The organism is Ferrovibrio sp. (assembly GCF_965278975.1).
Taxonomy (GTDB): domain Bacteria; phylum Pseudomonadota; class Alphaproteobacteria; order Ferrovibrionales; family Ferrovibrionaceae; genus Ferrovibrio.
In genome coordinates this window covers 4,529,272-4,552,480 of the sequence record NZ_OZ257126.1, presented here as the reverse complement: position 1 = coordinate 4,552,480, position 23,209 = coordinate 4,529,272, and the positions used below count along the sequence as shown (strand labels likewise).

General features: G+C 63.7%; 22 protein-coding genes and 2 tRNA genes. 12 read left to right on the top strand and 12 right to left on the bottom strand.

The window, feature by feature from the left end; all coding sequences use genetic code 11:
- Positions 1-170: 170 nt before the first annotated feature.
- The 3 genes from ACQY7X_RS21975 (at position 171) to ACQY7X_RS21965 (ending at position 4,549) form a co-directional block, all read left to right on the top strand.
- Positions 171-1,832, top strand: a complete 1,662-nt coding sequence (locus ACQY7X_RS21975) for a 4Fe-4S dicluster domain-containing protein (RefSeq protein ID WP_428247628.1) — start codon at positions 171-173, stop codon at positions 1,830-1,832.
- A 105-nt stretch (positions 1,833-1,937) separates the two neighbouring features.
- A complete protein-coding gene (locus tag ACQY7X_RS21970; RefSeq protein WP_428247627.1) occupies positions 1,938-3,656 on the top strand; it encodes a tetratricopeptide repeat protein in 1,719 nt (572 codons plus the stop codon).
- A 2-nt stretch (positions 3,657-3,658) separates the two neighbouring features.
- A complete protein-coding gene (locus tag ACQY7X_RS21965; RefSeq protein WP_428247626.1) occupies positions 3,659-4,549 on the top strand; it encodes a 4-(cytidine 5'-diphospho)-2-C-methyl-D-erythritol kinase in 891 nt (296 codons plus the stop codon).
- On the opposite strand, the gene ACQY7X_RS21960 is transcribed toward ACQY7X_RS21965, so the two are convergent.
- A complete protein-coding gene (locus ACQY7X_RS21960; RefSeq protein ID WP_428247625.1) occupies positions 4,546-5,049 on the bottom strand; it encodes a PAS domain-containing protein in 504 nt (167 codons plus the stop codon). The two genes, ACQY7X_RS21965 and ACQY7X_RS21960, sit on opposite strands and share 4 nt — an antisense overlap.
- A gap of 231 nt (positions 5,050-5,280) precedes the next feature.
- On the opposite strand from ACQY7X_RS21960, the gene ACQY7X_RS21955 reads away from it, so the two are divergent.
- Positions 5,281-5,354: transfer RNA gene (locus tag ACQY7X_RS21955), tRNA-Gln, on the top strand.
- Between the two features lie 80 nt (positions 5,355-5,434).
- Here the strand turns inward: ACQY7X_RS21955 and ACQY7X_RS21950 are convergent.
- On the bottom strand, positions 5,435-5,917 hold the full coding sequence (locus ACQY7X_RS21950; protein WP_428247624.1) for a hypothetical protein: 483 nt from the start codon (positions 5,915-5,917) through the stop codon (positions 5,435-5,437).
- Positions 5,918-6,097: 180 nt separating this feature from the next.
- Between ACQY7X_RS21950 and moaB the strand changes: the two genes are divergently transcribed.
- Genes moaB through ACQY7X_RS21935 form a run of 3 tightly spaced genes read left to right on the top strand, consistent with a single transcriptional unit; the run spans position 6,098 to position 8,152 of the window.
- On the top strand, positions 6,098-6,646 hold the full coding sequence (gene moaB / locus ACQY7X_RS21945; protein ID WP_428247623.1) for a molybdenum cofactor biosynthesis protein B: 549 nt from the start codon (positions 6,098-6,100) through the stop codon (positions 6,644-6,646).
- A gap of 37 nt (positions 6,647-6,683) precedes the next feature.
- Complete coding sequence (locus ACQY7X_RS21940) at positions 6,684-7,793, top strand: PA0069 family radical SAM protein (protein ID WP_428247622.1); 1,110 nt, start codon at positions 6,684-6,686, stop codon at positions 7,791-7,793.
- Positions 7,793-8,152, top strand: coding sequence for an MmcQ/YjbR family DNA-binding protein (locus ACQY7X_RS21935; RefSeq protein ID WP_428247621.1), 360 nt, complete (start codon positions 7,793-7,795; stop codon positions 8,150-8,152). Before ACQY7X_RS21940 ends, ACQY7X_RS21935 begins: the two co-directional genes overlap by 1 nt.
- A gap of 383 nt (positions 8,153-8,535) precedes the next feature.
- Here ACQY7X_RS21935 and ACQY7X_RS21930 read toward each other — a convergent pair whose 3' ends face one another.
- The 5 genes from ACQY7X_RS21930 to ACQY7X_RS21910 all read right to left on the bottom strand — a co-directional run bounded on the left by ACQY7X_RS21930 (position 8,536) and on the right by ACQY7X_RS21910 (position 13,782).
- On the bottom strand, positions 8,536-8,748 hold the full coding sequence (locus ACQY7X_RS21930) for a hypothetical protein (protein WP_428247620.1): 213 nt from the start codon (positions 8,746-8,748) through the stop codon (positions 8,536-8,538).
- A gap of 79 nt (positions 8,749-8,827) precedes the next feature.
- Positions 8,828-10,273, bottom strand: coding sequence for a DUF294 nucleotidyltransferase-like domain-containing protein (locus tag ACQY7X_RS21925; RefSeq protein WP_428247619.1), 1,446 nt, complete (start codon positions 10,271-10,273; stop codon positions 8,828-8,830).
- Positions 10,266-11,009, bottom strand: coding sequence for a 3'-5' exonuclease (locus tag ACQY7X_RS21920; RefSeq protein WP_428247618.1), 744 nt, complete (start codon positions 11,007-11,009; stop codon positions 10,266-10,268). The genes ACQY7X_RS21925 and ACQY7X_RS21920 overlap by 8 nt, the downstream gene beginning before the upstream one ends.
- A 95-nt stretch (positions 11,010-11,104) precedes the next feature.
- Positions 11,105-12,814 carry an MFS transporter gene (locus ACQY7X_RS21915; RefSeq protein WP_428247617.1) on the bottom strand — a complete coding sequence of 570 codons (1,710 nt, stop codon included), beginning with the start codon at positions 12,812-12,814 and terminating at the stop codon, positions 11,105-11,107.
- Positions 12,815-13,137: 323 nt separating this feature from the next.
- The gene (locus ACQY7X_RS21910; RefSeq protein WP_428247616.1) at positions 13,138-13,782 is read right to left on the bottom strand and encodes a hypothetical protein; all 645 of its coding nucleotides are present in this window, start codon (positions 13,780-13,782) and stop codon (positions 13,138-13,140) included.
- A gap of 264 nt (positions 13,783-14,046) precedes the next feature.
- Here ACQY7X_RS21910 and ACQY7X_RS21905 point away from each other — a divergent pair, with 264 nt between their 5' ends.
- From ACQY7X_RS21905 to ACQY7X_RS21885, 5 genes are all read left to right on the top strand, one after another.
- Positions 14,047-14,313, top strand: a complete 267-nt coding sequence (locus ACQY7X_RS21905) for a DUF4212 domain-containing protein (RefSeq protein WP_428247615.1) — start codon at positions 14,047-14,049, stop codon at positions 14,311-14,313.
- Between the two features lie 14 nt (positions 14,314-14,327).
- Positions 14,328-16,169: a sodium:solute symporter family protein gene (locus ACQY7X_RS21900; RefSeq protein ID WP_428247614.1), complete on the top strand. Its 1,842-nt coding sequence runs from the start codon at positions 14,328-14,330 to the stop codon at positions 16,167-16,169.
- Positions 16,170-16,270: 101 nt separating this feature from the next.
- Entirely contained in the window at positions 16,271-16,585 is a 315-nt protein-coding gene (locus ACQY7X_RS21895; protein ID WP_428247613.1) for a YggT family protein, read from the top strand.
- A 4-nt stretch (positions 16,586-16,589) separates the two neighbouring features.
- Positions 16,590-16,892: a hypothetical protein gene (locus ACQY7X_RS21890; RefSeq protein ID WP_428247612.1), complete on the top strand. Its 303-nt coding sequence runs from the start codon at positions 16,590-16,592 to the stop codon at positions 16,890-16,892.
- Between the two features lie 9 nt (positions 16,893-16,901).
- Complete coding sequence (locus ACQY7X_RS21885; RefSeq protein WP_428247611.1) at positions 16,902-17,300, top strand: hypothetical protein; 399 nt, start codon at positions 16,902-16,904, stop codon at positions 17,298-17,300.
- 6 nt (positions 17,301-17,306) lie between these two features.
- Here the strand turns inward: ACQY7X_RS21885 and ACQY7X_RS21880 are convergent, their stop codons facing one another.
- The 5 genes from ACQY7X_RS21880 to rpoD form a co-directional block, all read right to left on the bottom strand.
- Positions 17,307-17,765, bottom strand: coding sequence for a chemotaxis protein CheW (locus ACQY7X_RS21880; RefSeq protein WP_428247610.1), 459 nt, complete (start codon positions 17,763-17,765; stop codon positions 17,307-17,309).
- A 16-nt stretch (positions 17,766-17,781) separates the two neighbouring features.
- Positions 17,782-19,719, bottom strand: coding sequence for a methyl-accepting chemotaxis protein (locus tag ACQY7X_RS21875; RefSeq protein WP_428247609.1), 1,938 nt, complete (start codon positions 19,717-19,719; stop codon positions 17,782-17,784).
- 195 nt (positions 19,720-19,914) lie between these two features.
- Positions 19,915-20,799, bottom strand: coding sequence for an adenylate/guanylate cyclase domain-containing protein (locus ACQY7X_RS21870; RefSeq protein ID WP_428247608.1), 885 nt, complete (start codon positions 20,797-20,799; stop codon positions 19,915-19,917).
- A 136-nt stretch (positions 20,800-20,935) separates the two neighbouring features.
- Positions 20,936-21,012 (bottom strand) — tRNA-Ile (locus tag ACQY7X_RS21865).
- 53 nt (positions 21,013-21,065) lie between these two features.
- Positions 21,066-23,135, bottom strand: coding sequence for an RNA polymerase sigma factor RpoD (gene rpoD, locus ACQY7X_RS21860; RefSeq protein ID WP_428247607.1), 2,070 nt, complete (start codon positions 23,133-23,135; stop codon positions 21,066-21,068).
- Positions 23,136-23,209 lie beyond the last annotated feature (74 nt).

Genomic DNA, 23,209 nt, shown 5'->3' with positions numbered 1-23,209 from the left:
GCCGGATTCGACATAGAAACGCAGCAGCGCGCCGGCGCTGAGGGTCTCCCCGGCTAGATCGTTAGTATGCATAAGGGTGTCCTGGCCCGGCGCCGTTGGCTTGGGCAATATTGTCTGGTAAGCAGGGGCCAATCGTCAACAGTGCCAGAAGACCAGCAAATAGGTGCGGGATGGAACGCGAAACTATGGAATATGATGTGGTGGTGGTGGGAGCCGGCCCCTCCGGCTTGTCCGCCGCCATCCGTCTCAAGCAGCTTGCCGCCGAGCAGGACCACGACATCTCGGTCTGCGTGATCGAGAAGGGTTCCGAAGTCGGCGCGCATATCCTGTCCGGTGCCGTGGTCGATCCGATCGGCCTGAACGAGCTGATTCCGGACTGGAAGGAAAAGGGCGCACCGCTCAACACGCCGGTGACCGAGGACCGCTTCCTGATCCTGACCGAAGCGAACCACATCTATATCCCGAATTTCATGCTGCCGCCGCTGATGGACAATCACGGCAACTACATCGTCTCGCTCGGCAATGTCTGCCGCTGGCTGGCGAGCCAGGCGGAAGAACTCGGCGTTGAAATCTTCCCGGGCTTCGCCGCCGCCGAAGTGCTCTATGGCGACAAGGGCGAAGTGGTCGGCGTCGCCACCGGCGACATGGGTATCGGCCGCGATGGCGAGAAGAAGGGCGGCTATACGCCCGGCGTCGAACTGCGTGCCAAGTATACGCTGATCGCCGAGGGCGTGCGCGGTTCGCTGGCCAAGGAAATCCAGCAGAAGTACAATCTGCGCGATGGCGTCGATCCGCAGAAGTTCGGCATCGGCATCAAGGAGCTGTGGCAGATCGATCCGGCCAAGCACAAGCCGGGCCTGGTGGTGCACACGCAGGGCTGGCCGCTGGACAGCAGCACCGCCGGCGGCAGCTTCATGTATCACCTGGAAGACAATCAGGTTGCCGTCGGCTTCGTGGTCAACCTGAACTACGAGAATCCCTATCTCTCGCCGTTCGATGAATTCCAGCGCTTCAAGACGCATCCCTCCGTGCGCGAATATTTCGAAGGCGGCAAGCGCATCGCCTATGGTGCCCGCGCCATCAACGAAGGCGGCCTGCAATCGGTGCCGAAGCTGAACTTCCCGGGCGGCGCGCTGATCGGCTGCTCGGCTGGTTTCGTCAACGTGCCGCGCATCAAGGGCAGCCACAACGCCGTGAAGAGCGGCATGCTGGCGGCGGAAGCGGCTTTCGAGGCGCTGAAGGGCGGCTCGGATGGCAGCGTCGAACTGGCCGACTATAACGAGGCGGTGCGCGAAAGCTGGATCTGGAAGGACCTGTGGAAGGTCCGCAACGTCAAGCCGGCGCTGAAATACGGCATGTGGCTCGGCACCCTGATCGGCGGCGCCCATATGTGGCTGAACGACCTCGGCCTCGGCTTCCTGGTCGGCTGGACTTCCCGGCATGGCAAGGCGGACCATGAGACGCTGAAGCCGGCGGCGCAATGCAAGCCGATCCAGTATCCGAAGCCGGACGGCAAGATCAGCTTTGACAAGCTGTCCTCGGTGTTCCTGTCCTCGACCAACCATGAGGAAGATCAGCCGATCCATCTGCGGCTGAAGGACCCGAGCATCCCGATTGCCCAGAATCTCCCGCTTTATGACGAGCCAGCCCAGCGCTACTGCCCGGCGGGCGTGTACGAAGTGCTGCGGGAAGCCGATGGCAGCAATCCCCGGTTCCAGATCAACGCGCAAAATTGTGTTCACTGCAAGACTTGCGACATCAAGGATCCGGCTCAAAATATCAACTGGACCGTGCCGGAAGGTGGCGGCGGCCCGAACTACCCGAATATGTAGTCTCTCAAAACACGAGGCAGCTTGATGCGTCCGGCCGAAGCGAACGTCACGACCAGCTACAGCCGGAACCCTGGCTCGGGTTTGCCCCGGATCAAATACCAGGGGATGAAGTATCGCGCGGCGCTGGCGGTTCTGCTGGCGCCGCTGCTGCTTTCGGCCTGCACTACGCGGGCGCCGCAGCCGGCCCCGGCTGTGGACATGGTGGTGTCGGAACCATCCGACATGCTGTCGCCCTATGGCCATTTCCTGGCCGCGCGCCATGCCCGCCTCAGCTTCGATTACACGGCTGCTGCCGATTATTACCTCAAGGCGCTGAGCGAGGAGCCGCGCTCCGGCCTGCTGGCGCAGGGCGCCTTCCTGTCGCTGCTGGCCGATGGCCGCGTGCCGCAGGCGCTGGAACTGGCGCCGGTGCTACGCGACAACAATCCCGCCGACCATATGGCGCGCATCTCGGTGGTTACCGGCGCGATGCTGCGGCGCGACTATGACTCGGCCTTGCGCGTGGTGGCGGAAGGGCCGACCTCGGGTATCCATTCCGCCTTCAACCCGCTGATCGCCGCCTGGGCCTATGCCGGCAAGGGCGAGGCCGACCGTGCGCTTGAGGCGCTGGGGCGGCTGGATCGCAACCCGCTATTCGGCGGCGTGCATGATCACTTGAAGCCGATGCTGCTGGAGCTGCTTGGCCGCACCCGCGAGGCCGAGGCGGACTACCGCGAGGCGCTGGCCAAGCCGGAACGCGTCGGCATCCGCATGGCCGATGCCTATGCCCGTTTCCTGGAGCGCCAGGGCCGCGCCAATGAAGCCCGCGCCATCATCGCCGCGCAGCTCAAGCTCAATCCCGATAACGGCACGCTCACCCGCGCCGAGCGCCGGCTGCGCAGCCCGAGCAGCAATGTCGCGCCGATGATCGGCAATGCCAATGAAGGCTTTGCCGAAAGCCTGCTGGCGGCGGCCACCGCGTTTGGCCGCAACGATGGCGGCGAACTGACCGAACTGCATCTCCAGCTTGCCCTGGCGCTGCGCCCGGATCTGGATGATGCCCGCGTCACGCTGGCCGATATCTACGAGAGCCGCAAGCAATGGGACCGCGCCATCCAGACCTATGGCAAGGTGCTGCCCGATGGCGCCTTCGCCGATGTAGCGCAGCTGCGCATCGCCTGGTGCATGAATGAGGACGGCAACCACGATGCCGCCGTGCGCATGCTGCGCAAGATCGCGCGCGACCGCCGCAGCGATCCGCGCCCGCTGATCACGCTGGGCGACCTCTATCGCCAGATGGAACGCTGGCAGGAGGCGGCGAATGAATACACCGCCGCCTTCGAGCGCATCCCGGTGATCGAGAACCGCCACTGGATCCTGCTGTTCAGCCGCGGCATCACCTATGAACGCTCGAAGCAATGGGCCAAGGCCGAGCCGGACATGCTGAAGGCGCTGGAATTGCAGCCGGAACAGCCGATGGTGCTGAACTATCTCGGCTATACCTGGGTCGATATGAACCGCAACATCGACCGCGCCACTGACATGATCCGCCGTGCCGTGGCGTTGCGGCCCAATGATGGGGCCATCGTCGATTCACTCGGCTGGGCCTATTACCGCGTCGGCCGCTATGACGAAGCGGTGGTGCAGCTTGAGCGCGCCGTGGAACTGAAGGGCGGCGATCCGGTGATCACCGACCATCTCGGCGATGCCTACTGGAAGGTCGGCCGCCGCGCCGAGGCACAGTTCCAGTGGCGCCGCGCGCTCGGCCTCAAGCCCGAGGCCGAACTGGAACAGCAGATCCGCCGCAAGCTCGAAACCGGCCTTGATCCGGTTGCGCAGAAGTAACCGTGTCTGAAGCAGCGGGCGTGCGGGGCGCCTGGCGCCTGGCGCCGGCCAAGGTCAATCTGTTCCTGCATATCACCGCGCGGCGGCCCGATGGCTACCACGAACTGGAAAGCCTGGTGGTATTCGCCCGTGACGAAGCCGCCGCCGACCGCGTGACGGTGACGCCCGCCGCTGATCTGACGCTCGCCATCGACGGGCCTTTCGCCGCCGGGCTTGCAGCCGATGACGGCAATCTGGTGCTGCGGGCGGCGCACCTGCTGCGCGGCGACCTGCGGCGCGATGGGAACCCACTCGGCGCCAAGCTGACCTTGACCAAGAACCTGCCCGTCGCTTCCGGCATCGGCGGCGGCTCGGCGGATGCGGCAGCCGTGCTGCATCTGCTGAATGAGCAATGGCGGCTTGGCCATGATACGGCAGCCCTGGCGCGGATCGGCCTGCGGCTTGGCGCCGATCTGCCGGTCTGCGTGCAGGGCAAGCCGGCGGTGATGACCGGCATCGGCGAGCAGGTGGCGCCGCTGGATAGCCTGCCGCCGGCCTGGCTGGTGCTGGTTAATCCCGGCATTGCCTTGCCGACGCGCGAGGTATTCATGGCGCTGAATGGCGCCACGGGGCCGGCGCAGCCGCTGCCGCGCCCGCCGGCCAGCGCCGCCGATCTGGCGATCCTGCTGCGCGAGCGGCGCAACGACCTGGAAGCGCCGGCGCGGTTCTTGAGCAGCGCCATTGATCCGGTGCTGGCGGCATTGAAGGCGCAGAGCGGCTGCCTGCTGGCCCGGCTCTCCGGCTCGGGCGCCACCTGCTTCGGTTTCTTCGCGGAACAGCGCCTGGCGGAGCATGCCGCGCGTATGCTGGCCCGCGCGCATCCCGATTGGTGGGTGGTGGCGACCGCGATCTAGAGCGGCGTGAAGGTGATCGTGACTTTTTCTGTGCCGGGCCTGATCTCCGCCGAGCGGCCGAGATCGTAAACCGTGGCGCCGATCAGAAAGCGCACATCGCCGGCATCATCGGACAGCGGCAGGGCGATGCGCTCGCCATGGCCGGTGCCGCCCAGCTTCTCGAATACCTGCCCGATATTATGCATCACGCATATTTCGTCGCAGACCCTGGCATAGCGTTGGCGCACCGCCGCCGCCGCTTCGGGCGGAAACATCTCGTCGAGGCGCGAGCCCTGGCGCACGGTCTGCACCATCTCGCGGATATCGTTGCCGGCCAGTCTTACCTGGAAGTCGGTGTTGGCGCGGTCATACTCATAGAGAAACACGCCGGAGAGCAGATTGCGGAAATCCACCGGGCTGATGCTGGAGCGTTTCGGTACTTTGGCCCCGGCCCGTTTGCCAAGGTAAAAGGCCAGCAGTTCCCGCAAAGGCGCCGCCACCACATGGCCGAATGCCACCATGTTCGGTTGCTGCCCGTCAGGTGTCGGATCGCGGGGGAGAGGGCTTCGGTCGGGCAAGGTTGCCTCCGTTGTTCCACCGCATCCTAGGCGGGTCGAGGCAAGAGTGCAAAACAAGCCAGCGCGTCCGGCAAAGTTTACCATTGCCGGCCCTGGGGCTGGAAAAACAGGGGGCTTCCGACTATCTTCCGCTCCGCCTACGGAGGCCGGTGCCAAGCCGGTCTGCGGTATTGCTGGGGTGTAGCCAAGCGGTAAGGCAGTGGTTTTTGGTACCGCCATCCCTGGTTCGAATCCAGGCACCCCAGCCAGGCCGCCGCTGCGGCATTCCTGGCACCATTCACCCGATCAGTTCTCGCCGATCAGTACACGGCCTGTCAGTTCACGCCTGTCAGTTCACCACGCGCCAGGCGCCATCGGGCATCAGGCAGGCGGTGCCATAGCTTGCCTGCGGCACGCCGGCCACCACCACGGTGGCCTGGTATTCGCGGCAATACTGGCCGTTCTGCGCCTGATAGACCGGCGAGGCCGGCACGGCGGAGATATTCGGCCCGCCATAGGGCGCGGGCGCATAGACCACCGGCGGCGGCGGCGCGTAATAGCGCACCGGCGGCGGCTGCACCACGACAACGCGCGGGCGATAGGCCGGCGGGCCCCAATAGCCGCCGCGATAGGCGTAGCTGTCGCGATAGCCATGGCGCGGGCCGTGGCGGTAGTGGTTGTCGTACCAGGGCCGGCTATGCCACGGGCCGCTGGAATAGCCGAAGGAAAAGCTGTCGGCTGCGGCCGGCTGCGGTGCCAGCGCCAGACCTGCCAGCAGGGCGGCGGTGGCAGCCAGCGTCAGCATCCTGCCGCGCGCGAAAAGCCTGTTCATGACACATCTCCTCAAGGGAACTGGTCCCAACCAACCGGTCTCGTGATGAAACCATGCCACGAGGCTGCGGCTTGATCATGGCGTATTGATGGCGCAGGCTGGCTCTGTAACCACATTACAGTCCGCTCGTTGCAGCCCTCCATTACAGCTCCCCGTGCAGCCTTCATCACAGAGTGTGCCATGACCGAAGCCAAGCCCGAACGCCGCTTCATTCCCTGCCGTATCGCCGTGCTCACGGTGTCGGATACGCGCAATGCCGCCGATGACAAATCCGGCCAGACCCTGGTGGACCGCCTGACCGAGGCCGGCCATGAACTGGCGGCGCGCGCCATCGTCACCGACGATATTCCGGCGATCCAGGCCAAGATGAGAGAGTGGATCGCGGATGAGGGCATCGACGTGGTGCTTTCCACCGGCGGCACCGGCGTCACCGGTCGCGACGTGACGCCCGAGGCTTTCGAGGCGCTGTATGAGAAATCGATTCCCGGCTTCGGCGAGCTGTTCCGCATGCTCAGCTTCCAGAAGATCGGCACCTCCACCATCCAGTCGCGCACCACGGCGGGCGTGACGCGCGGCACCTACCTCTTCGCGCTGCCGGGTTCCCCTGGTGCTTGCCGCGATGCATGGGATTTAATTCTTAAAGACCAGCTTGATTACCGCCATCGTCCCTGTAATTTTGTTGAATTGTTCCCTCGTTTGCGCGAACATGAGCGCCGCAAACCCAGTTAAGCCGCTCCGCTGACCATGGCGGGGCCGGAGCGCCCCGTTGAAGAAGATCACCCCCCGCGCCATAGCCACCGAGGCCGACCAGGCCCGCCCGGATGCCCGGCGCGGCCGGGGCGCCTTGAGCGATGTCGGCAGCCGCTACGATACGCTGCGGCGTGAGCGCCAGGATGATGGCTGGGGCGTGTGGGATGAAGTCGAGCCGCTCAAGACCGTGCTGCATGACGACACCACCCGCAGCATCATCGCCTGGAACAAGTCGCCCGATATTCCCTTCGACCGCTCGATCAATCCCTATCGCGGCTGCGAGCATGGCTGCGTCTACTGCTTCGCGCGGCCGAGCCATGCCTATCTCGGCTTCTCGCCGGGGCTGGATTTCGAAACCCAGATCATGGTGAAGCGCAACGCCGCCAGCCTGTTGCGCCAGGAACTCGCCAGCCGCAGCTATCGCGTGGCGACCCTCAGCATGGGCACCAACACCGATCCCTATCAGCCGGTGGAGCGCGAACTCGGCATCACGCGGCAGATCGTCGAGGTGCTGCGCGAAACCCGGCATCCGCTCGGCATCGTCACCAAGAATCATCTCGTCACCCGCGACATTGATCTGTTCAAGGACATGGCACGCGATGGCCTGGTGAAGATCTTCCTCTCCGTCACCACACTGGACCGCCAGCTGGCGCGCAGGATGGAGCCGCGCACCTCGACACCGCCGAAACGGCTGGAAGCGATCCGCATGCTGGCCGATGCCGGCATCCCGGTGGGCGTGATGGTGGCGCCTATCATCCCGATGCTGAATGACATGGAGATCGAGGGCATTCTGGCCGAGGCCCATGCCGCCGGCGCGCGCGAGGCCGGCTATGTCATGCTGCGGCTGCCGCTGGAATTGAAGGAGCTGTGGCGCGAATGGCTGGCCGAGCATTATCCTGACCGCGCCGCGCGGGTGATGAAGATGATCCAGGAAGCGCGCGGCGGCAAAGATTATGTGCCGCAATTCGGCAACCGCATGCGCGGCGAGGGGCCTTACATGGAACTGGTGGCGCAACGCTTCATGCTGGCCACGCGCAAGCTCGGCTTCAACACCAGCCGCCTGCGGCTGCGCAGCGATCTGTTCCAGCCGCCCGCGAAAGATGCCCGGCAGGGGAGTCTGTTCTGATGGCGAAAGCAAAAGCCGCCAAGTCACCGGGCCAGCGCCTGCGCGACATCTGCCTCGGCCTGCCTGAGGCCATCGAGCAGGAAACCTGGGACCTGCCGACCTATCGTGTGCGCGGCAAGATTTTCGCCATGGAAGTGGCGCGAGACGGACGTCTGGCTTTCTGGTGCAAGGGCCTGCCCGGCAGCCAGGAGATTCTGGTCGGCGCCGACCCGGAGCGTTTCTTCGTGCCGCCGTATTTCGGCCCGAAAGGCTGGATCGGCATGTGGATCGACCGCAAGGCCGATTGGCGCGAAGTGGCCGAACTGGTGCGCCGCAGCTACCGCCAGGTGGCGCCGAAGAAGCTGGCGGAGCAGGTGTGAAGTCCTGCCATACTGCGTCATGCCCGGATCAAATCTACAGGGGCTCAGTTTGGCTTTTTCTGCCGCGATGAAACCGCAAGTGAAAGCTCGGATTTCAGACCCTTGATGCTTTCGAACACGGATCGCGCAAGATCATGCTCATTCCTCCCATACTCAAAGCCGTCATGCTCCGCACCCGGGCTCGGCCGAAGGCCGACCCGAGCACAGGCTCCGGCGGAGCATCCACGAGTTTTTCCTTAATCGACTGAAATAAAAGTAACTCGTGGATGCCCTGCCTCCGCAGGGCATGACGGTTTTTGTTGTGGGGTAAGGTCAGGGGCTATTCTTGGAAAATTAAACTGGACACCCGTAGATTTGATCCGGGCATGACGAATAAGGAGCGGCTAAGGCCGCATGAATTCCCAGTCGCGGTCTTCCAGATTGTCGATGGCGAATTGCAGCGCCGAGCGCACATCCTCGGGCTGGCGCTGTTCCTTCAGGATGCGCACGGCTTCCGCCAGCAGGTTGGTGGCCACCACATCCGGTGCGATGGCGGCTTGTGCTGCTTCCGCCAGGGCGGCCTGCACATGGCGGTTCACCAGTTGATAGGCGCTCATAACAGTATCTCCTTAAGGGTCCGGCCCCTTGGCTGATACCATCATCGCGGCAGCAGCGGCTTTACCGCCTTGATCCTGATCAAGCGGTAGCGGGCGCGGTGAGCACGTTCTGCACCATGTCGGGCAGCAATTCGAGATGGCGCAGGGCCGCCTTCAGCCTGGCGCGGTCCTGGCGCGGCAGCTGGTCCAGCGGCAGGCTGCTGCCCGGTGCCGTACCGGCGGCGATGGCATTGAACTGCTGCCGCAGCAGCAGCCGCAGGATCAGGTCATGGGCTTGCAGCAGGCCCTCCAGATCAGCGGTTTCGATCAGGCCACGCGCGGCGGCGGCGCGCAGCCGGGCCTGGGTGCCGGTTTCGGTGAGGCCGAGTTTCAGCGCCATGCAGCGCGCGGCGCTGACCAGAGGTAGCAGGCCGCCGAGCTTGAGGTCGATCAGCCCTGCTTTCTCGCGCAGGCGGCCGAACAGGCCGATGGCGGGATGAATCTGGGCCGCCTGTTCCGCTAGCAGGCGCAGGAACAGCGGTGACGCGCGTGCCGCCGCCAGTGCCTCGCGGCGCAGATTCTCGCCCAGCCGCCGCTCGCCATGGATCGGCTGCAGGTCGAAGAAGATATCGACATTGAGCAGGGCTTCCGCCGAATGGCGCCGCACCCATTCGGTGACACGGGCGCGCCATTGTCCCTGGGCGCCGCGCCAGGCGGTGTTCATCGCCATCACGCCGCCCTTGCAATAGGGAATCCCGGCGGCATTGAGCAGATCGGAAAGCTCGGTGCCGGCGCGGGCATACCAGCCATCATCCTCGCTGCTGCCGGCATGAATGATGGCGTTGTCCTGATCCGGCACCAGCAGGCTTTCGCCGCGTCCGCCGGAGCCGAGCATCAGCAGGCACCAGGGAGCGGGGGCCGGGGCCATGTGTTGTTCCACCAGGGCGGCGGCGCGCGCCGTGATATCGCTGTAGATGCCGCTGATCACCGCGGCGATTTCCACCGGCTCCAGTTTTTCTTCCAGCAGCATGCGGCAGAGCGCCGGCAGGCTGGCGCGGGCGGCGCCGAGTTCTTCCGCCGTGGTCGCCGCCTCGATGGCATCGGCCACCGATTGCGCCTCGGCGGCGCGCTGGCGCAGCAGGGCACGGGCGGAAACCATGCCGATATAGGCGCCGCGTCCGTCGGTCACCGGCAGGTAGCGCAGGTTGAGGCGCCGCATGCGGCCGATGGCGCGGAACAGCAGGCTGTCGGCGGGCAGGCTGACAATCTGCGCAGTCATCACCGCATCGGCGCTCAAGGATGCGCTGGCGGCGCCATGCTGCGCCAGGGCGCGGGTGAGGTCGCGTTCGGTGAGGATGCCCACCACCTGATCATGGCGGCGCACCAGCAGGGCACCGATATTCTCCGCCGTCATCATCTGTGCCGCAGCCACAAGCGGGGCGTCGGCATCGACACTGGTGGCGGGCTGGCGCATCACGTCGGCCAGGCGCCGGCGGTAGGGCATCAGGTCGCGCAATTGCGGAGTCATCCCGCCGGGCTCAGACATGCGGCAATACCAGATCAATCGCCCAGCCGGCGCGCTGCTGGCCGTCGATCAGGTCGCGTGCCCGGCGCATCACCGCCTGGGCGCCACCGAGCGTGCCGATGCCATGGCCGATCAGCTGCGGCCGCAGCGCGCACCACAGCCTGGCCGCCGTCTCGGCATCGCCGGTGGCGGAATGGCGGCCTTCGACGCGCAGGCCGAGATGGCCGGCGATGGCTTCGATACCGCAATCACGGCTGCGCGGATGCAGGCCGGCATAAAGCAGGCCGATATCCAGCACGGCCGGCGGCGGCTGAAAACTTGTCCGCGCCCGTGCCGCTTCCTCGCGCAGCAGCGCCAGATCGAAGCCGATATTGTGGCCGAGCAATACGCGATGGCGCCAGAAACCCTGCACCGCGCCATTGACCAGGGCGAAGGGCGGTGCGGTAGCCACCATGGCATCATCGATGCCATGGATCGCCGTGGCGCTGGCGGGAATCCGGCGGCCGGGATGCAGCAGCAGGTCGAGCAGGGCGCCCTCGGCACGGTCGCCGCGCCAATGCAGGCCGCCAATGCTGACGATGCGGTCGCGCGCCGGATTGAGCCCGGTGGTCTCGGTATCCAGTGCCGCCAGCGGCAGGTCATGCAGCGACAGGGTGAGGGGCAGGCCCGGCCCGGTTTCCGGCGCGCGGCGCTGGGCGGCGAAGCGGTTGCGCCAGGATTGCAGCAGCCGGCGCGGCAAGGATGTCGGACGGGCCATGATCCGCAGACTGTATGCGGCATAACGGCAAAATAAAACCCCGCCCGGATCGCTCCGGGCGGGGCCTGTTAAGCAGGAAGCTTAAGCCGCCGGCCTTAGTCGGCGGTGATGTCCTTGCCGTTGTTTTCCGGCACGAACAGCGCACCAATCACCACGGTCGCGAGCGCGATGATGATCGGATACCAGAGGCCGAAGTAGATATTGCCGGATTCCGCGTTCATCGCGAACGAGGTCGCCGGCAGCAGGCCGCCGAACCAGCCGTTACCGATATGGTAGGGCAGCGACATGCCGGTGTAGCGGATGCGGGTGGGGAACAGTTCCACCAGCGCCGCCGCGATCGGGCCATATACCATGGTGACCAGGATGACCAGATAGGTCAGCGCCAGCACCAGCGGGAAAGCCTGGCCGTTGAACACGCCGAAGAAGCTGGTCACCTTGACGACGCTGTCATTCGGCTTGCCCGGGGCGGGGTAGCCGACATCAGCCAGGGCCGCGTTGATCGCGGCGGTGAACGCACCCGGTACCGCCTTGGCGGCGTCGCCAGTCAGCTTGGTGGTGTCGTAGGAGGTGATCTCCTTGTCACCGATCTTCACCTTGGCGACGGAGCCAGCCGGTGCGTTCTCGACATGGTAGTTCACCGACGAGCGGGCCAGCAGCGAGCGGGCATTGTCGCAGGATGAGGTGAACTTCGAGGTGCCGGTCGGGTTGAACTGGAACGAGCAGTCATCCTTCGCGGCAATCACCACCACTTCAGAACGCTGATGCGCGGCATGCAGCATCGGGTTGGCGGTGGCGGTGATGAACTTGAACACCGGGAAATAGGTGATCGCGGCCAGCACGCAGCCCGCCAGGATGATCTTCTTGCGGCCGATCTTGTCCGACAGCGCGCCGAACACGATGAAGCCGCCAGTGCCGAGGATCAGCGACCAGGCGATCAGGATGTTGGAGGTGAACAGGTCAACACGCAGCACCGACTGGATGAAGAACAGGGCGTAGAACTGGCCCGTGTACCACACCACGGCCTGGCCGGCGACGAGGCCGAGCAGGGCGAGCAGGGCGAACTTGGCGTTCTTCCACTGGCCGAAGGCTTCCGCCAGCGGCGCCTTCGAATGGCGGCCCTCCTCCTTCATCTTCTTGAACGCCGGGCTCTCTTCCATCGACAGACGGATATAGAGCGAGATGGCGAGCAGGAAGATCGAGAGCAGGAACGGGATGCGCCAGCCCCATTCGGCGAAGTCCTTTTCGCCGGTATAGGTGCGCACCACCAGGATGATCAGCAGCGAGAGCAGCAGGCCCAGCGTCGCGGTGGTCTGGATCCAGGAGGTGAAGTAGCCGCGCTGGTTGCGCGGGGCGTGTTCGGCCACATAGACCACGGCACCGCCATATTCGCCGCCCAGGGCCAGACCCTGCAGCATGCGCAGCGCGATCAGGATGATCGGGGCTGCGGCACCCATGCTGTTATAGCCGGGCAACAGGCCGACCAGGAAGGTGGACGAACCCATGATCAGGATGGTCATGAGGAAGGTGTATTTGCGGCCGATCATGTCACCCAGACGGCCGAAGAACAGGGCGCCGAACGGGCGCACCAGGAAGCCGGCGGCAAAGGCCAGCAGCGCGAAGACGTTACGGGTCGCCTCCGGGAAGGAGGAGAAGAACTGGGCGCCGATGATCCCCGCCAGCGAGCCATAGAGGTAGAAGTCGTACCATTCGAAGATGGTGCCGGCGGAGGACGCCAGGATGACCTTGCGCTCCTCCTTGGTCAGCATGCGCGAGCTGCGCTCCTGTTGCATGGCTAGTTCGGTCATGAGTCTGAAATCTCCCTAGCTGCCGGTTGTTGTTAAATCTCCACGAGTGTGGCGACGGCAGTTCAGGCGCAGGATTAGCCCCATTCGGGGGGCGTCGCCATTCAACCAAAGTCTAGCCTGGAGTGGTTATAAGATATTGATTTGATGTAATTATTTTATGATTTAGTATAAATTATATGTAAACAAACTATGCCTCTGGCGTCGAGTTTCAGGTTTATCGGCACTGGAAAAAATTATGTCTGATGTATAAATAGTGTAAACAATCTGTAATTGTGTTTGGTGCCAATCGGGATTGCATCGTGGCAAGGCGCGGGGCTGGAAGTTCAGGCTGCGGCGGGCAGGCGGGTGATGGCGGCGAGCAGGTCGTCGGCGCGGAAGCGTTTGCCCATGCTGGTGCGCAAAGCCACCATGTTGAAACCGAGATCGCCGGCAATGACCTCAAGGTCGTTGCGCTTCAGCTTGGTGTGGATCGGCGCCAGTTCCAGGATCAGCGCGGCGGTATCCTTGATCACCTGCTCGGGCGGCTGTGGCGCGGCCTGGCTGCTGAGGGCGAAGCGGGCCTGAAACGCCGCGATGCGGTCGGCCCAGCCGTCGGGGCGGTGCGGCGGCTTATGCTCGTTCAGGATATCGCCATAAAGCTGCGCCAGATGCGCTGCCAAGGCTTGCCGTGCGCTCATATCCGCCGGCCGCAGGCAGCCTTCGGCGACGATCAGGGTATCGGCCAGGGTCATGGAGAAGGCTTCCCAGCGGCAGATTTCCAGCAGCTCGGTGAAGATCTTCTCCTTCATCAGCTTCTCGAAGGCCAGCAGGGTCTTCACGCGGCAATAGCCGATCACCGATTTCTGCGCCAGGTAGGCGGCCTCGCCGGCAACGAACTGCCGCAGCGCGGCGATGTCGGCCACCTTGGGCGGAAAGAAGAAATCGATGCTGCGCTGCAGCAGGCCGCGCTCGGCCAATCCCTGGTCCATTTTCACTCCCCGACTTTTCGTCCGGTTTAACCGCGCGGACGGCGCCATGCACGGGAAATTCACCCATCCCGGTATGAATTTACTAAAGATTTATACAGAAAGGAAAAATCGTTCGCATTAGACTTTCGACCTTGGTCTAATAAGTCAAAGTTTACATGGTGGTTATAGTTTGCGTGACATTGGGGAGGATTCGAGGGGTTCGTAATGCCTCTCCATGCGCTGTCTCAACAACAACACAAACCTAAAGGGGTAGGAGCGCCAAATATGACTCAACTCTCACCGGATAAGGCTCAAGCCTATTGGTCCCGCACGTCGGGGCTGATGTGGACCATGCTGGCGATCTGGTTCCTGGCGGGCTTCGGCGTGCATTTCTTCGCGCCGCAGCTCAACAGCATCCGCATCATCGGTTTCCCGCTCGGCTTCTACATGGCCGCGCAGGGCTCGCTGATCATCTTCGTCGTGTCGCTGTTCTGGTTTGCCCGTAAGCAGAACGAGATCGATGAAGAGTTCGGCGTGGCTGAAGAAGAATAAGGGGACGCACAGCCATGGCTAACAATTCGCAAAGTGGCGGTTTCATCAATAACCTCGGCAGGATCTACGGTATTTATACCGGCGGTTTCGCCGCCTTCGTGGTTTTCCTTGCCATCCTTGAGCGGATGGGTGTGTCGAACCAGGTGATCGGCTACCTGTTCGTGTTCATGACCATCGGCGTCTACGCGCTGATCGGTGTGATCTCGCGCACCGCCGAGATGGGTGAATACTACGTTGCCGGCCGGCGCGTGCCGGCGCTCTACAACGGCATGGCCACCGGTTCCGACTGGATGAGTGCCGCGTCGTTCATCGGCATGGCCGGTTCGCTCTACCTGCTCGGCTACGATGGCCTCGCCTTCGTGCTCGGCTGGACCGGCGGCTACCTGCTGGTGTCGATCCTGCTGGCGCCGTATCTGCGCAAGTTCGGCCAGTATACGGTGCCGGACTTCCTCGGTGCCCGTTACGGCGGCAATCTGGCCCGCTTCGCCGGTGTGATCGTGCTGATCTCCGCGTCCTTCACTTATGTGACGGCGCAGATCTTCGGTGTCGGCATCATCGCCTCGCGCTTCCTCGGGATTTCGTTCGAGGTCGCGGTGTTCGTCGGCCTCGCCGGCATTCTGGTCTGCTCGATGCTGGGCGGTATGCGTGCGGTCACCTGGACCCAGGTGGCGCAGTATATCATCCTGATCATCGCCTACCTGATCCCGGTGGTCATCCTCTCGGCCAAGACCACGGGCGTACCGATCCCGCAGATCATGTATGGTCAGGCGCTGGAAAAGATCGAGGTGCTGGAAAAGACGTTGGGCGTGGTCAAGGGCCACACCGCCGTCTTTGCCGATGCCAAGGGACAGATGAATTTCACCGACGGGTTGAACTTCTTCGCCCTGATCTTCTGTCTCATGGTCGGTACCGCCGCCCTGCCGCACATCCTGATGCGCTACTTCACCACCCCGAGCGTGCGTGATGCCCGCAAGTCGGTGGCGTGGTCGCTGTTCTTCATCTTCCTGCTCTACTTCACGGCGCCGTCCTACGCGGCTTTCGCGAAGCTGGAAGTGTATCAGAACGTGATTGGTCAGCAGATCACTGCCTTGCCTGCCTGGGTGCAGTCGTGGGGTGCTATCGGCCTGGTCGGCGCTTGCGATGCCGCCAATGCCGATACGATCTACGCGCTCTGCAAAGGCGTGAAGGGCAACGCGGACGGTATCCTGCAGCTCAATGAGTTCCGTATCGCTGCGGATGCCATCGTGCTTGCCACACCGGAAATTGCCGGTCTGCCATACGTCATTGCCGGCCTGGTGGCCGCTGGTGGCCTGGCGGCGGCGCTCTCCACCGCTGATGGCTTGTTGCTGGCCATCGCCAACGCGTTGAGTCATGACATCTACTTCCGCATGATCAACCCGCAGGCACCCACTGCCCGTCGTCTGATCATCAGCCGCGTGCTGCTGATCGTCGTCGCCATCGCCTCGGCTTATGTCGCTTCGACCAAGCCCTCTACCATCCTTGCGATGGTGGCCTGGGCCTTCTCGATTGCGGCATCGGGCCTGTTCCCGGCGCTGGTCATGGGCATCTGGTGGAAGCGGACCACGAACAGCGCGGCGGTTGCCGGCATGATCGTGGGCTACGGCGTCTGCGTGTACTACCTCGTCACCACGCAGTTCTATGGCGCACCGCTCTGGTTTGGCGTCAAGAACATCTCCTGTGGCCTGTTCGGTATTCCGGCGGCGTTCATCACCACCTATGTGGTGAGCCTGTTCACCGCTGCGCCGTCCAAGGAAATGCAGGACTTCATCGACTCCATCCGTGTTCCGGCTGGTGAGGTGAAGCTGGCTGATGCACGCGATGCCGTGAGCCACTAATCGGCGTCACTGGCTTGTAACAGGCGGCGGGGATCGTATGATGATCCCCGCCGCTTTCTTTTTGCCCGCAGATTTCCTGCGTTTGTAAACAAGGTTTGTCGATGCCCGCGAAGCCTGACTTTTTCTGGGATTTTCTGCCCTTCTGGATCGTTGCCTATGGCTTGGCGACAATTGGCTGGACCTGCGTCGGTCGCTTCCTGATGAGCGCCTTCCTGCCACCCGACAGCCCGAACTACATCTATCGCTGGTTCGTGCGCCTCACCGCTTGGCCGGTGCTTTTCGTCGGCTTCTTCACGCCGGCTTTCGTGCTGCCGCGCATCCTGCCCCTGGTCACGGCCTTCTGGGCCTTCCTGCTGCGCTATGTCGCTTATGTGCTGTTCGCGCGCTACGGCCTGGCGCCGACCCTGGGGAATTGACGCCATGCTGAACACGCAAACGCTTTTCGTTGCTGTGCTCGGCGTCACGCTGATCAATGGCTTTGTTTCGCCGATCGTGCCGCTGGTATTCCTCTGGGCGCCGGTCTGGATGCCGGAATTCGCGCCGCAGACCCCCATCGCCATTCTCTATGGCACGTCTCTGATCGTCTCTATCTCCACGCTGATCGTCTCCGGTGTGCCGGCGGCCTTGTTCGAGCGTTTCACCGGCCGGCAGATGACCGATACCCTGTCGATGCTGGTGTGGCTCGGCGCTGCCTTCCTGCTCACCCTGCCCGGCCTGATCTGACGGATTCGGATGGAAGAAGATATCGAGGCCATCGACCAGCGCATCCGCCGCCTGGCCGGCCTCTCGGTGGGGCGTGGCTGTTTCTTCGCCGCGCTGGCGATCTGGTGCACCATGATCGGCCTGATCTACGAGCCGGTGCTGTCGCTGAAAAGCGGCGCCATTCTCACCATGCTGGTGGCGGCCGTGTTGGTGCTGAAGGCGCAGATCGTGCGCCGGGCCTCCTACAAGCATACGGAAGTCTGGATCCTGCTCGGCCGTCAGATCGACCTGCTGCCGGTGCACGCGCAGCGCCTGATCGCTCAGGCGCTGCATGAGACCTATCTGCGCTATGCGCTGTTCGCCATGCTGCTGGCTGTGCTGTTCTGGGGCCTTGCGCTGCTGTTTTCGGTAGCAGGCAAGGCGGCCTAGAACGGATTATGCCGCCTGTGGCAGAGCAGGGGGCTGGGCGCCCGTCTGCTGACTGCCGATATGCTGCAGCGAGATCATCGGCACCAGCTTGTCGCCGATGCTGGCCACGCCATCCACCAGCCGGGATGACCAGGCTTCGCCGCTTTCGGCACGGGTGATCTGCTCGGTGTCGATGATGATGATATCGGACACGCTATCAACCAGCAGGCCAAAAGGCTTGCCATCCAGCACCGCCACCACGATCACATCCTGCGGCTTGGGGGCAGGGGCCGGCTTGCCCATCAGCAGGCGGGCGTCCAGTACCGCCAATACCTGGCCGCGCAGGTTCAGCAGCCCGAGGCAGCTTGGATCGCAACTGGGCAGCGGGGAGACAGTGGTCCAGCCGCGGATTTCCTGAATCTGCAGCAGCGGCAGGGCATAGGCCTGCTCACCAAGCGTCACCAGCAGGGCGTCGAAGGTTTCCATGTTTCATGCCTCCTGTTCAGGCCGCCCGGGCCAGCGTCTGGGGACGCCCGACCTTGAAGAAGCTGACCAGTTTCGCCAGGTCGCTGGCCTGGTTGGAAAGCGCCTGGGCCGAAGCCGAGGTTTCTTCCACCAGGGCGCCGTTGCGCTGGGTCATTTCATCCATCGAGCCGACGGCAGTGTTGATCTGCTCCAGGCCCAGTGCCTGTTCGCGGCTGGCGGCAGCGATTTCGGCAACAATGGTGGAGACCTTCTGCACCGCCTTGACGATATCCTCCAGGCTGCGCCCGGCTTCGCCAACCAGCTTGCCGCCTTCGCGCACCTGGGCGTTGGACTGGTTGATCAGCGCCTTGATGTCCTTCGAGGCATTGGCGGAACGCTGCGCCAGCGCCCGCACTTCCTGCGCCACGACAGCGAAGCCCTTACCGGCTTCGCCGGCACGCGCCGCTTCCACGCTGGCATTGAGTGCCAGCAGGTTGGTCTGGAAGGCGATCTCGTCGATCAGGCCGACGATATCGGTGATGCGGGTGGCCGAGGTCTCGATCTCGCCCATCGCGCTCACCACATCGCGCATCACCTTGCCACCATTTTCGGCCGCGCCATGGGCGGTTTCGGCCAGCTGGTTCGCGGCCTGCGCATTATCGGCATTCTGCTTCACCGTGGTGGTGATTTCATGCATCGATGCCGCGGTTTGCTCGATGGCGGCAGCCTGTGCCTCGGTGCGTTGCGCCAGATCCTGGCTGCCGCTGGAGATTTCCGCCGCCGCATCATTCACATTGGCTGCACTTGAGCCGAGATCGCCGGCAATCTGGCGCAGCTTCACCGCCATGCGGTTCATGTCGATCTTGAGCTGACCGAACACGCCCTGGTAATTGCCACGGATGTCGTTGCTCAGATCGCCCTGGGCCATGCCGCCGGCAACAGTGGCGATTTCGCCGGTCACCTGCTGCAACATGCCGGTAAGGCCGTTGAGCTGCTGGCTGATGGTGAGCAGGAAGCCTTCCTTGCCGGTCTCGTTCAGCCGCGTGCCGAGGTCGCCAGCCGAAGCCTTGTCGCAAAGCTGGGAGATTTCCTCGATCGCCTTGCGCTCGCGGGCCTCGCGCTCGGTGCGTTGCGCCTCGGTGACACGGCGCTGCTCGGCGATATCGGCTTCCGCCTTCTCGCGGGCAATCATGTTGTCCTTGAACACCTGCACCGCGCGGGCCATGGCGCCGATCTCGTCCTTGCGCTGGGCGCCATCCACGGCAACCGTGGTATCGCCGCCGGCCAGCGTGGTCATGGTGCCGGTCATGGCGCGGATCGGGCGGATGATAGTGCCGATGGCGGTGAAGCCGCCAATCAGCAGGCCGATCGTCACGGCAGCCGCCACAGCAATCAGCAGCATCACGCGCTGCTGACGGTAAAGCACCGTCACGTTGTCGTTCAAATCGTTTACCGCCTTGTTCAGGGTGGTGGCGGTATTGCGCAGGTTAGTCACGGCGGCATCGCGCACGGCGCCAACTTCCGGCCGGGTTTGGTAGGTGCGCGCCGCCAGTGCTCCTTCGGTGCGGGCAATGCGCGAGATTTCGTGACGCGAGGCTGCGAAAGCATCCACCATGCGACGGGTCTCTGCGAAATTTGCCTTTTCGTCGGCAGGCTGAATCTTCCCCCAGGCATTGAGCTTGATGTCCATCTCACTCAGGGTCGCTTCGATGGCTTTCGCGTAGCGCTCGGTTTCCTCTGGCGTGGTCGCCATATAGAGGCCGCGGGAATCGGCGATCGCGGTCTGGCTCAGGGCGAATACATTATCGCTGTACAGCGCGCGGGTCGCGGCATTCGCCATGTCATCGGTCACCTGGTCGGAGACATCGATGATGTAGCGGGCCATAACGCCAACGCCGATGGTGGCGAATGACATCAGGATAAGCAGAGCCGCGATACGGGTGAGGATTTTGGTGTTGTTCAGGAAGCGCAACATGGGGGTCTCCGGAATGCCAGGTGTTTGGCGGGCAAGCGCGTCCTGCGCCTGTCCGGTAACTCCCCTCTAGACCCGGGAATAATTTTGACCCAGTGACAATCCGCTAACGTCTGCAAGGCATTAGCGATATTTAACCGTGTGATATGTAAAATTGTAGCGTTGCGCCAGAATACGTCACATTGATCTAAACAGGCGCTAATCCTGGCGCCAGAGCGGCCACATGCGGCGCGGATCGACGCCGTAGGGATAGCGCAGCGCCAGCATCACGCACACGCCCAGCAGCGGCCAGTGGAACCAGATGCTGTGGCGGCTGGTGAACAGGTTGATCAGCGCCAGGAAGGTGATCACCACGGCGCCGCGCATGGCATTGCGGCGCCATTTGCGGATCGCCTGCGCTGTATCCAAAGGTTCGCCGCCTGCTTCATCCTGCTGCGGTTGCTGGCGCATAGGTTGCTGCGGGCGTAGTGGCGGCTGGGCGCTGGCGCGGGCGGCTTCATCCACCTGGATGCGATAGGCCGGCACCGGCTCGGCGATATTCTTGATCTCGCGCGAGCCGATGAAGTCGAAGCCGAAATCCAGCTTCTTGCGCACCTGCTCGAACACCGTGCCGGAAATGCACACGCCGCCGGCCTCGGCCAGCGATTCCAGCCGCGCGGCGATGTTCACGCCATCGCCGAGCAGGTCGTCGCCATCCACCATCACGTCGCCGAGATTGATGCCGATGCGGAATTGCAGCGCCGGTGTGCCGGGCGCATCAATTTTGAGCGCCGCATTGCGTGCGGCGACGCGGCGCTGCGCCTCCACGGCGGCGAACACGGCTTCCACTGGCGAGGAGAATTCCGCCAGCAGGCCATCGCCCCAGGTATTCACCACCCGGCCATGATGGCGCTCGATCTCCTGGATCATCTCGCCGCGATAGAGCTTGAGCCGCTGCACGGTGCCGACCTCGTCGGCCTCCACCTGGGCACTGTAGCCCTGCACATCGGCGCAGAAGATCGTGGTCAGCTTGCGCGGCAGCGGGCGCTGGGGAGCGGCGGGTGGCTTCTGATCAGGGGGACTCGGACCGGCATCGGTTGGCATGGGGCGGTCTCTTCTGGCTCATCTGGCGCGGCGTACAGATACCAGTATAGCCCCACCAACCCGGAACAGGGGAGGGCGGAAAAGCGCCGGAAACTGTGACGGCGGCTGCGAAACGCAGCGGAAACCGGCAGGAAAATGGTGGGCCCGGAGGGACTTGAACCCCCAACCAGACCGTTATGAGCGGCCGGCTCTAACCAGTTGAGCTACAGGCCCGGTGCCTGAGGGGCTGACCCCTCAGGTATCATGCCCGAGGCGCTTAACGCGCCTCAGGTATCCAGGAACGAGCGCAATTTACGCGAGCGGCTCGGGTGCTTCAACTTCCTGAGCGCCTTGGCCTCGATCTGGCGGATACGCTCGCGGGTGACGTTGAACTGCTGGCCGACTTCCTCAAGCGTATGGTCGGTGTTCATGCCGATGCCGAAGCGCATGCGCAGCACGCGTTCCTCGCGCGGGGTGAGGGTGGCCAGCACCCGCGTGGTGGTTTCGCGCAGGTTGGAATTGATCGCGGCATCGAGCGGCAGAACGGCGTTCTTGTCCTCGATGAAATCGCCGAGATGCGAATCCTCCTCGTCGCCGATCGGCGTTTCGAGGCTGATCGGCTCCTTGGCGATCTTGAGCACCTTGCGCACCTTCTCCAGCGGCATGCCAAGCTTGGTCGCCAGTTCTTCCGGCGTCGGCTCGCGGCCGATCTCGTGCAGCATCTGGCGGCTGGTGCGCACCAGCTTGTTGATCGTCTCGATCATGTGCACCGGGATGCGGATGGTGCGCGCCTGATCGGCGATCGAGCGGGTGATCGCCTGCCGGATCCACCAGGTGGCGTAGGTGGAGAACTTGTAGCCGCGGCGGTATTCGAACTTATCCACCGCCTTCATCAGGCCGATATTGCCTTCCTGGATCAGATCGAGGAATTGCAGGCCGCGGTTGGTGTATTTCTTGGCAATCGAGATGACGAGGCGCAGGTTGGCCTCCACCATCTCCTTCTTCGCCATGCTGGCTTCGCGCTCGCCCTCGCGCACCTGCTTGTAGATGCGCTTGAACTCGGAAACCGGCAGGCCGATCTGGGTGGCCACCACGGCGATCTCGTTGCGGATCGGCTTGACCTGGGCGGCGCCGGATTCAGCAAAGCGCGGCCAGTTCTTGTGGCCCTTGACCTTGCCGACCTTGGACAGCCAGTTCGGATCGAGTTCGTTATTCTCGTACTGCTTGATGAACTCTTCGCGCGGGATCTTGTAGCCCTCCGCGATGCGCAGCATGCGGCCTTCCAGCATCATCAGCTTCTTGTTCAGGCCGTAGAGATTCTCGACTAGGCTTTCGATGCGGGTGTTGTTGAGATGCACCGATTCCATCAGCCGCACCATTTCATGGGTCAGCTTCTGGTAGGCCTTCTCGCGCTTCGGATCGATGGCTTCATGCGCCAGCGCCGATTGCAGGCGCTCTTCCTGGGTCTTCTGCAGCTTCTTGTAATGCTTGGCGATGGCGTCGAAGGCTTCCAGCACCTGCGGCTTGAGCTGCGCTTCCATGGCGGCGAGCGAGAGATTGGCCTCGTCGTCCTCGTCCATTTCCTCCGGCGCCGGGGCGCCATCGGGGCCGACCGGGGCGCCGCCCGGCAGCCCGGCGGCCTTCGGGGCCTCGGCCTTCACCACCAGCTTCGGCGCGGTTTCCGGCTTGGCCAGCGGCTTCGGGTCGAGCTTGGACGGTTGGCCGGCTGCTTCCGCCGCGGCCGCTTCCTCTTCCTCTTCCAGCCCGCTCTCAGGCACGCCGCCGCCCATGGTGGCTTCCAGATCCACCACGTCGCGCAGCAGCAGGCGGCCTTCCACCAGGTCGTCGCGCCACTGCACGATGGCCTGGATGGTCAGCGGGCTTTCGCAGATCGCCGAGATCATCTTCTCGCGGCCGGCTTCGATGCGCTTGGCGATGGCGATTTCGCCTTCGCGCGACAGCAGCTCCACCGAACCCATTTCGCGCAGATACATGCGCACCGGATCGTCGGTGCGGTCGGACTCAGCCTTCGGGCCGGCGGTTTCGCCAGCTTCGCCCTCAGGCGTTTCGGCCTCGGCCTCTTCCTTCTCCGGCTGGGCGTCTTCCTGCTCTTCCGACTCCACGATGGTCACGCCCATTTCAGAGAGCATGGCCATGGTGTCTTCGATCTGCTCGGAGGAAACCTGCTCCGGCGGCAGCACCGCGTTGATCTCGTCGTAGGTGACGTAGCCGCGCTCCTTGGCGCGGGTCAGCATGCGCTTGATCGCGGCAACGGAAGCGTCGATCAACGGCGTATCGGCCGTGTCTTCCTTTTCCGGAGCTTCGGTGGCATCGGGTGCCGCTGCTTGTTTCGCCATGCCGCTTCCTAAACCGTTACCGCGATGCTTTATGCACCGGGCCTGTCCAAAACACACGGAGCCGCCCCGCGAGG

Bases quoted from the DNA above. Each gene is read 5' to 3' on its own strand.
- ACQY7X_RS21950 (WP_428247624.1), bottom strand. From the start codon at position 5,917: ATGAACAGGCTTTTCGCGCGCGGCAGGATGCTGACGCTGGCTGCCACC.
- ACQY7X_RS21885 (WP_428247611.1), top strand. From the start codon at position 16,902: ATGGAAGAAGATATCGAGGCCATCGACCAGCGCATCCGCCGCCTGGCC.
- ACQY7X_RS21920 (WP_428247618.1), bottom strand. From the start codon at position 11,009: ATGGCCCGTCCGACATCCTTGCCGCGCCGGCTGCTGCAATCCTGGCGC.
- ACQY7X_RS21925 (WP_428247619.1), bottom strand. From the start codon at position 10,273: ATGTCTGAGCCCGGCGGGATGACTCCGCAATTGCGCGACCTGATGCCC.
- ACQY7X_RS21905 (WP_428247615.1), top strand. From the start codon at position 14,047: ATGACTCAACTCTCACCGGATAAGGCTCAAGCCTATTGGTCCCGCACG.
- ACQY7X_RS21895 (WP_428247613.1), top strand. From the start codon at position 16,271: ATGCCCGCGAAGCCTGACTTTTTCTGGGATTTTCTGCCCTTCTGGATC.
- ACQY7X_RS21935 (WP_428247621.1), top strand. From the start codon at position 7,793: ATGGCGAAAGCAAAAGCCGCCAAGTCACCGGGCCAGCGCCTGCGCGAC.
- ACQY7X_RS21875 (WP_428247609.1), bottom strand. From the start codon at position 19,719: ATGTTGCGCTTCCTGAACAACACCAAAATCCTCACCCGTATCGCGGCT.
- ACQY7X_RS21930 (WP_428247620.1), bottom strand. From the start codon at position 8,748: ATGAGCGCCTATCAACTGGTGAACCGCCATGTGCAGGCCGCCCTGGCG.
- ACQY7X_RS21880 (WP_428247610.1), bottom strand. From the start codon at position 17,765: ATGGAAACCTTCGACGCCCTGCTGGTGACGCTTGGTGAGCAGGCCTAT.
- rpoD (WP_428247607.1), bottom strand. From the start codon at position 23,135: ATGGCGAAACAAGCAGCGGCACCCGATGCCACCGAAGCTCCGGAAAAG.
- moaB (WP_428247623.1), top strand. From the start codon at position 6,098: ATGACCGAAGCCAAGCCCGAACGCCGCTTCATTCCCTGCCGTATCGCC.
- ACQY7X_RS21870 (WP_428247608.1), bottom strand. From the start codon at position 20,799: ATGCCAACCGATGCCGGTCCGAGTCCCCCTGATCAGAAGCCACCCGCC.
- ACQY7X_RS21970 (WP_428247627.1), top strand. From the start codon at position 1,938: ATGAAGTATCGCGCGGCGCTGGCGGTTCTGCTGGCGCCGCTGCTGCTT.
- ACQY7X_RS21960 (WP_428247625.1), bottom strand. From the start codon at position 5,049: ATGGTGGCATTCGGCCATGTGGTGGCGGCGCCTTTGCGGGAACTGCTG.
- ACQY7X_RS21910 (WP_428247616.1), bottom strand. From the start codon at position 13,782: ATGGACCAGGGATTGGCCGAGCGCGGCCTGCTGCAGCGCAGCATCGAT.
- ACQY7X_RS21900 (WP_428247614.1), top strand. From the start codon at position 14,328: ATGGCTAACAATTCGCAAAGTGGCGGTTTCATCAATAACCTCGGCAGG.
- ACQY7X_RS21975 (WP_428247628.1), top strand. From the start codon at position 171: ATGGAACGCGAAACTATGGAATATGATGTGGTGGTGGTGGGAGCCGGC.
- ACQY7X_RS21915 (WP_428247617.1), bottom strand. From the start codon at position 12,814: ATGACCGAACTAGCCATGCAACAGGAGCGCAGCTCGCGCATGCTGACC.
- ACQY7X_RS21890 (WP_428247612.1), top strand. From the start codon at position 16,590: ATGCTGAACACGCAAACGCTTTTCGTTGCTGTGCTCGGCGTCACGCTG.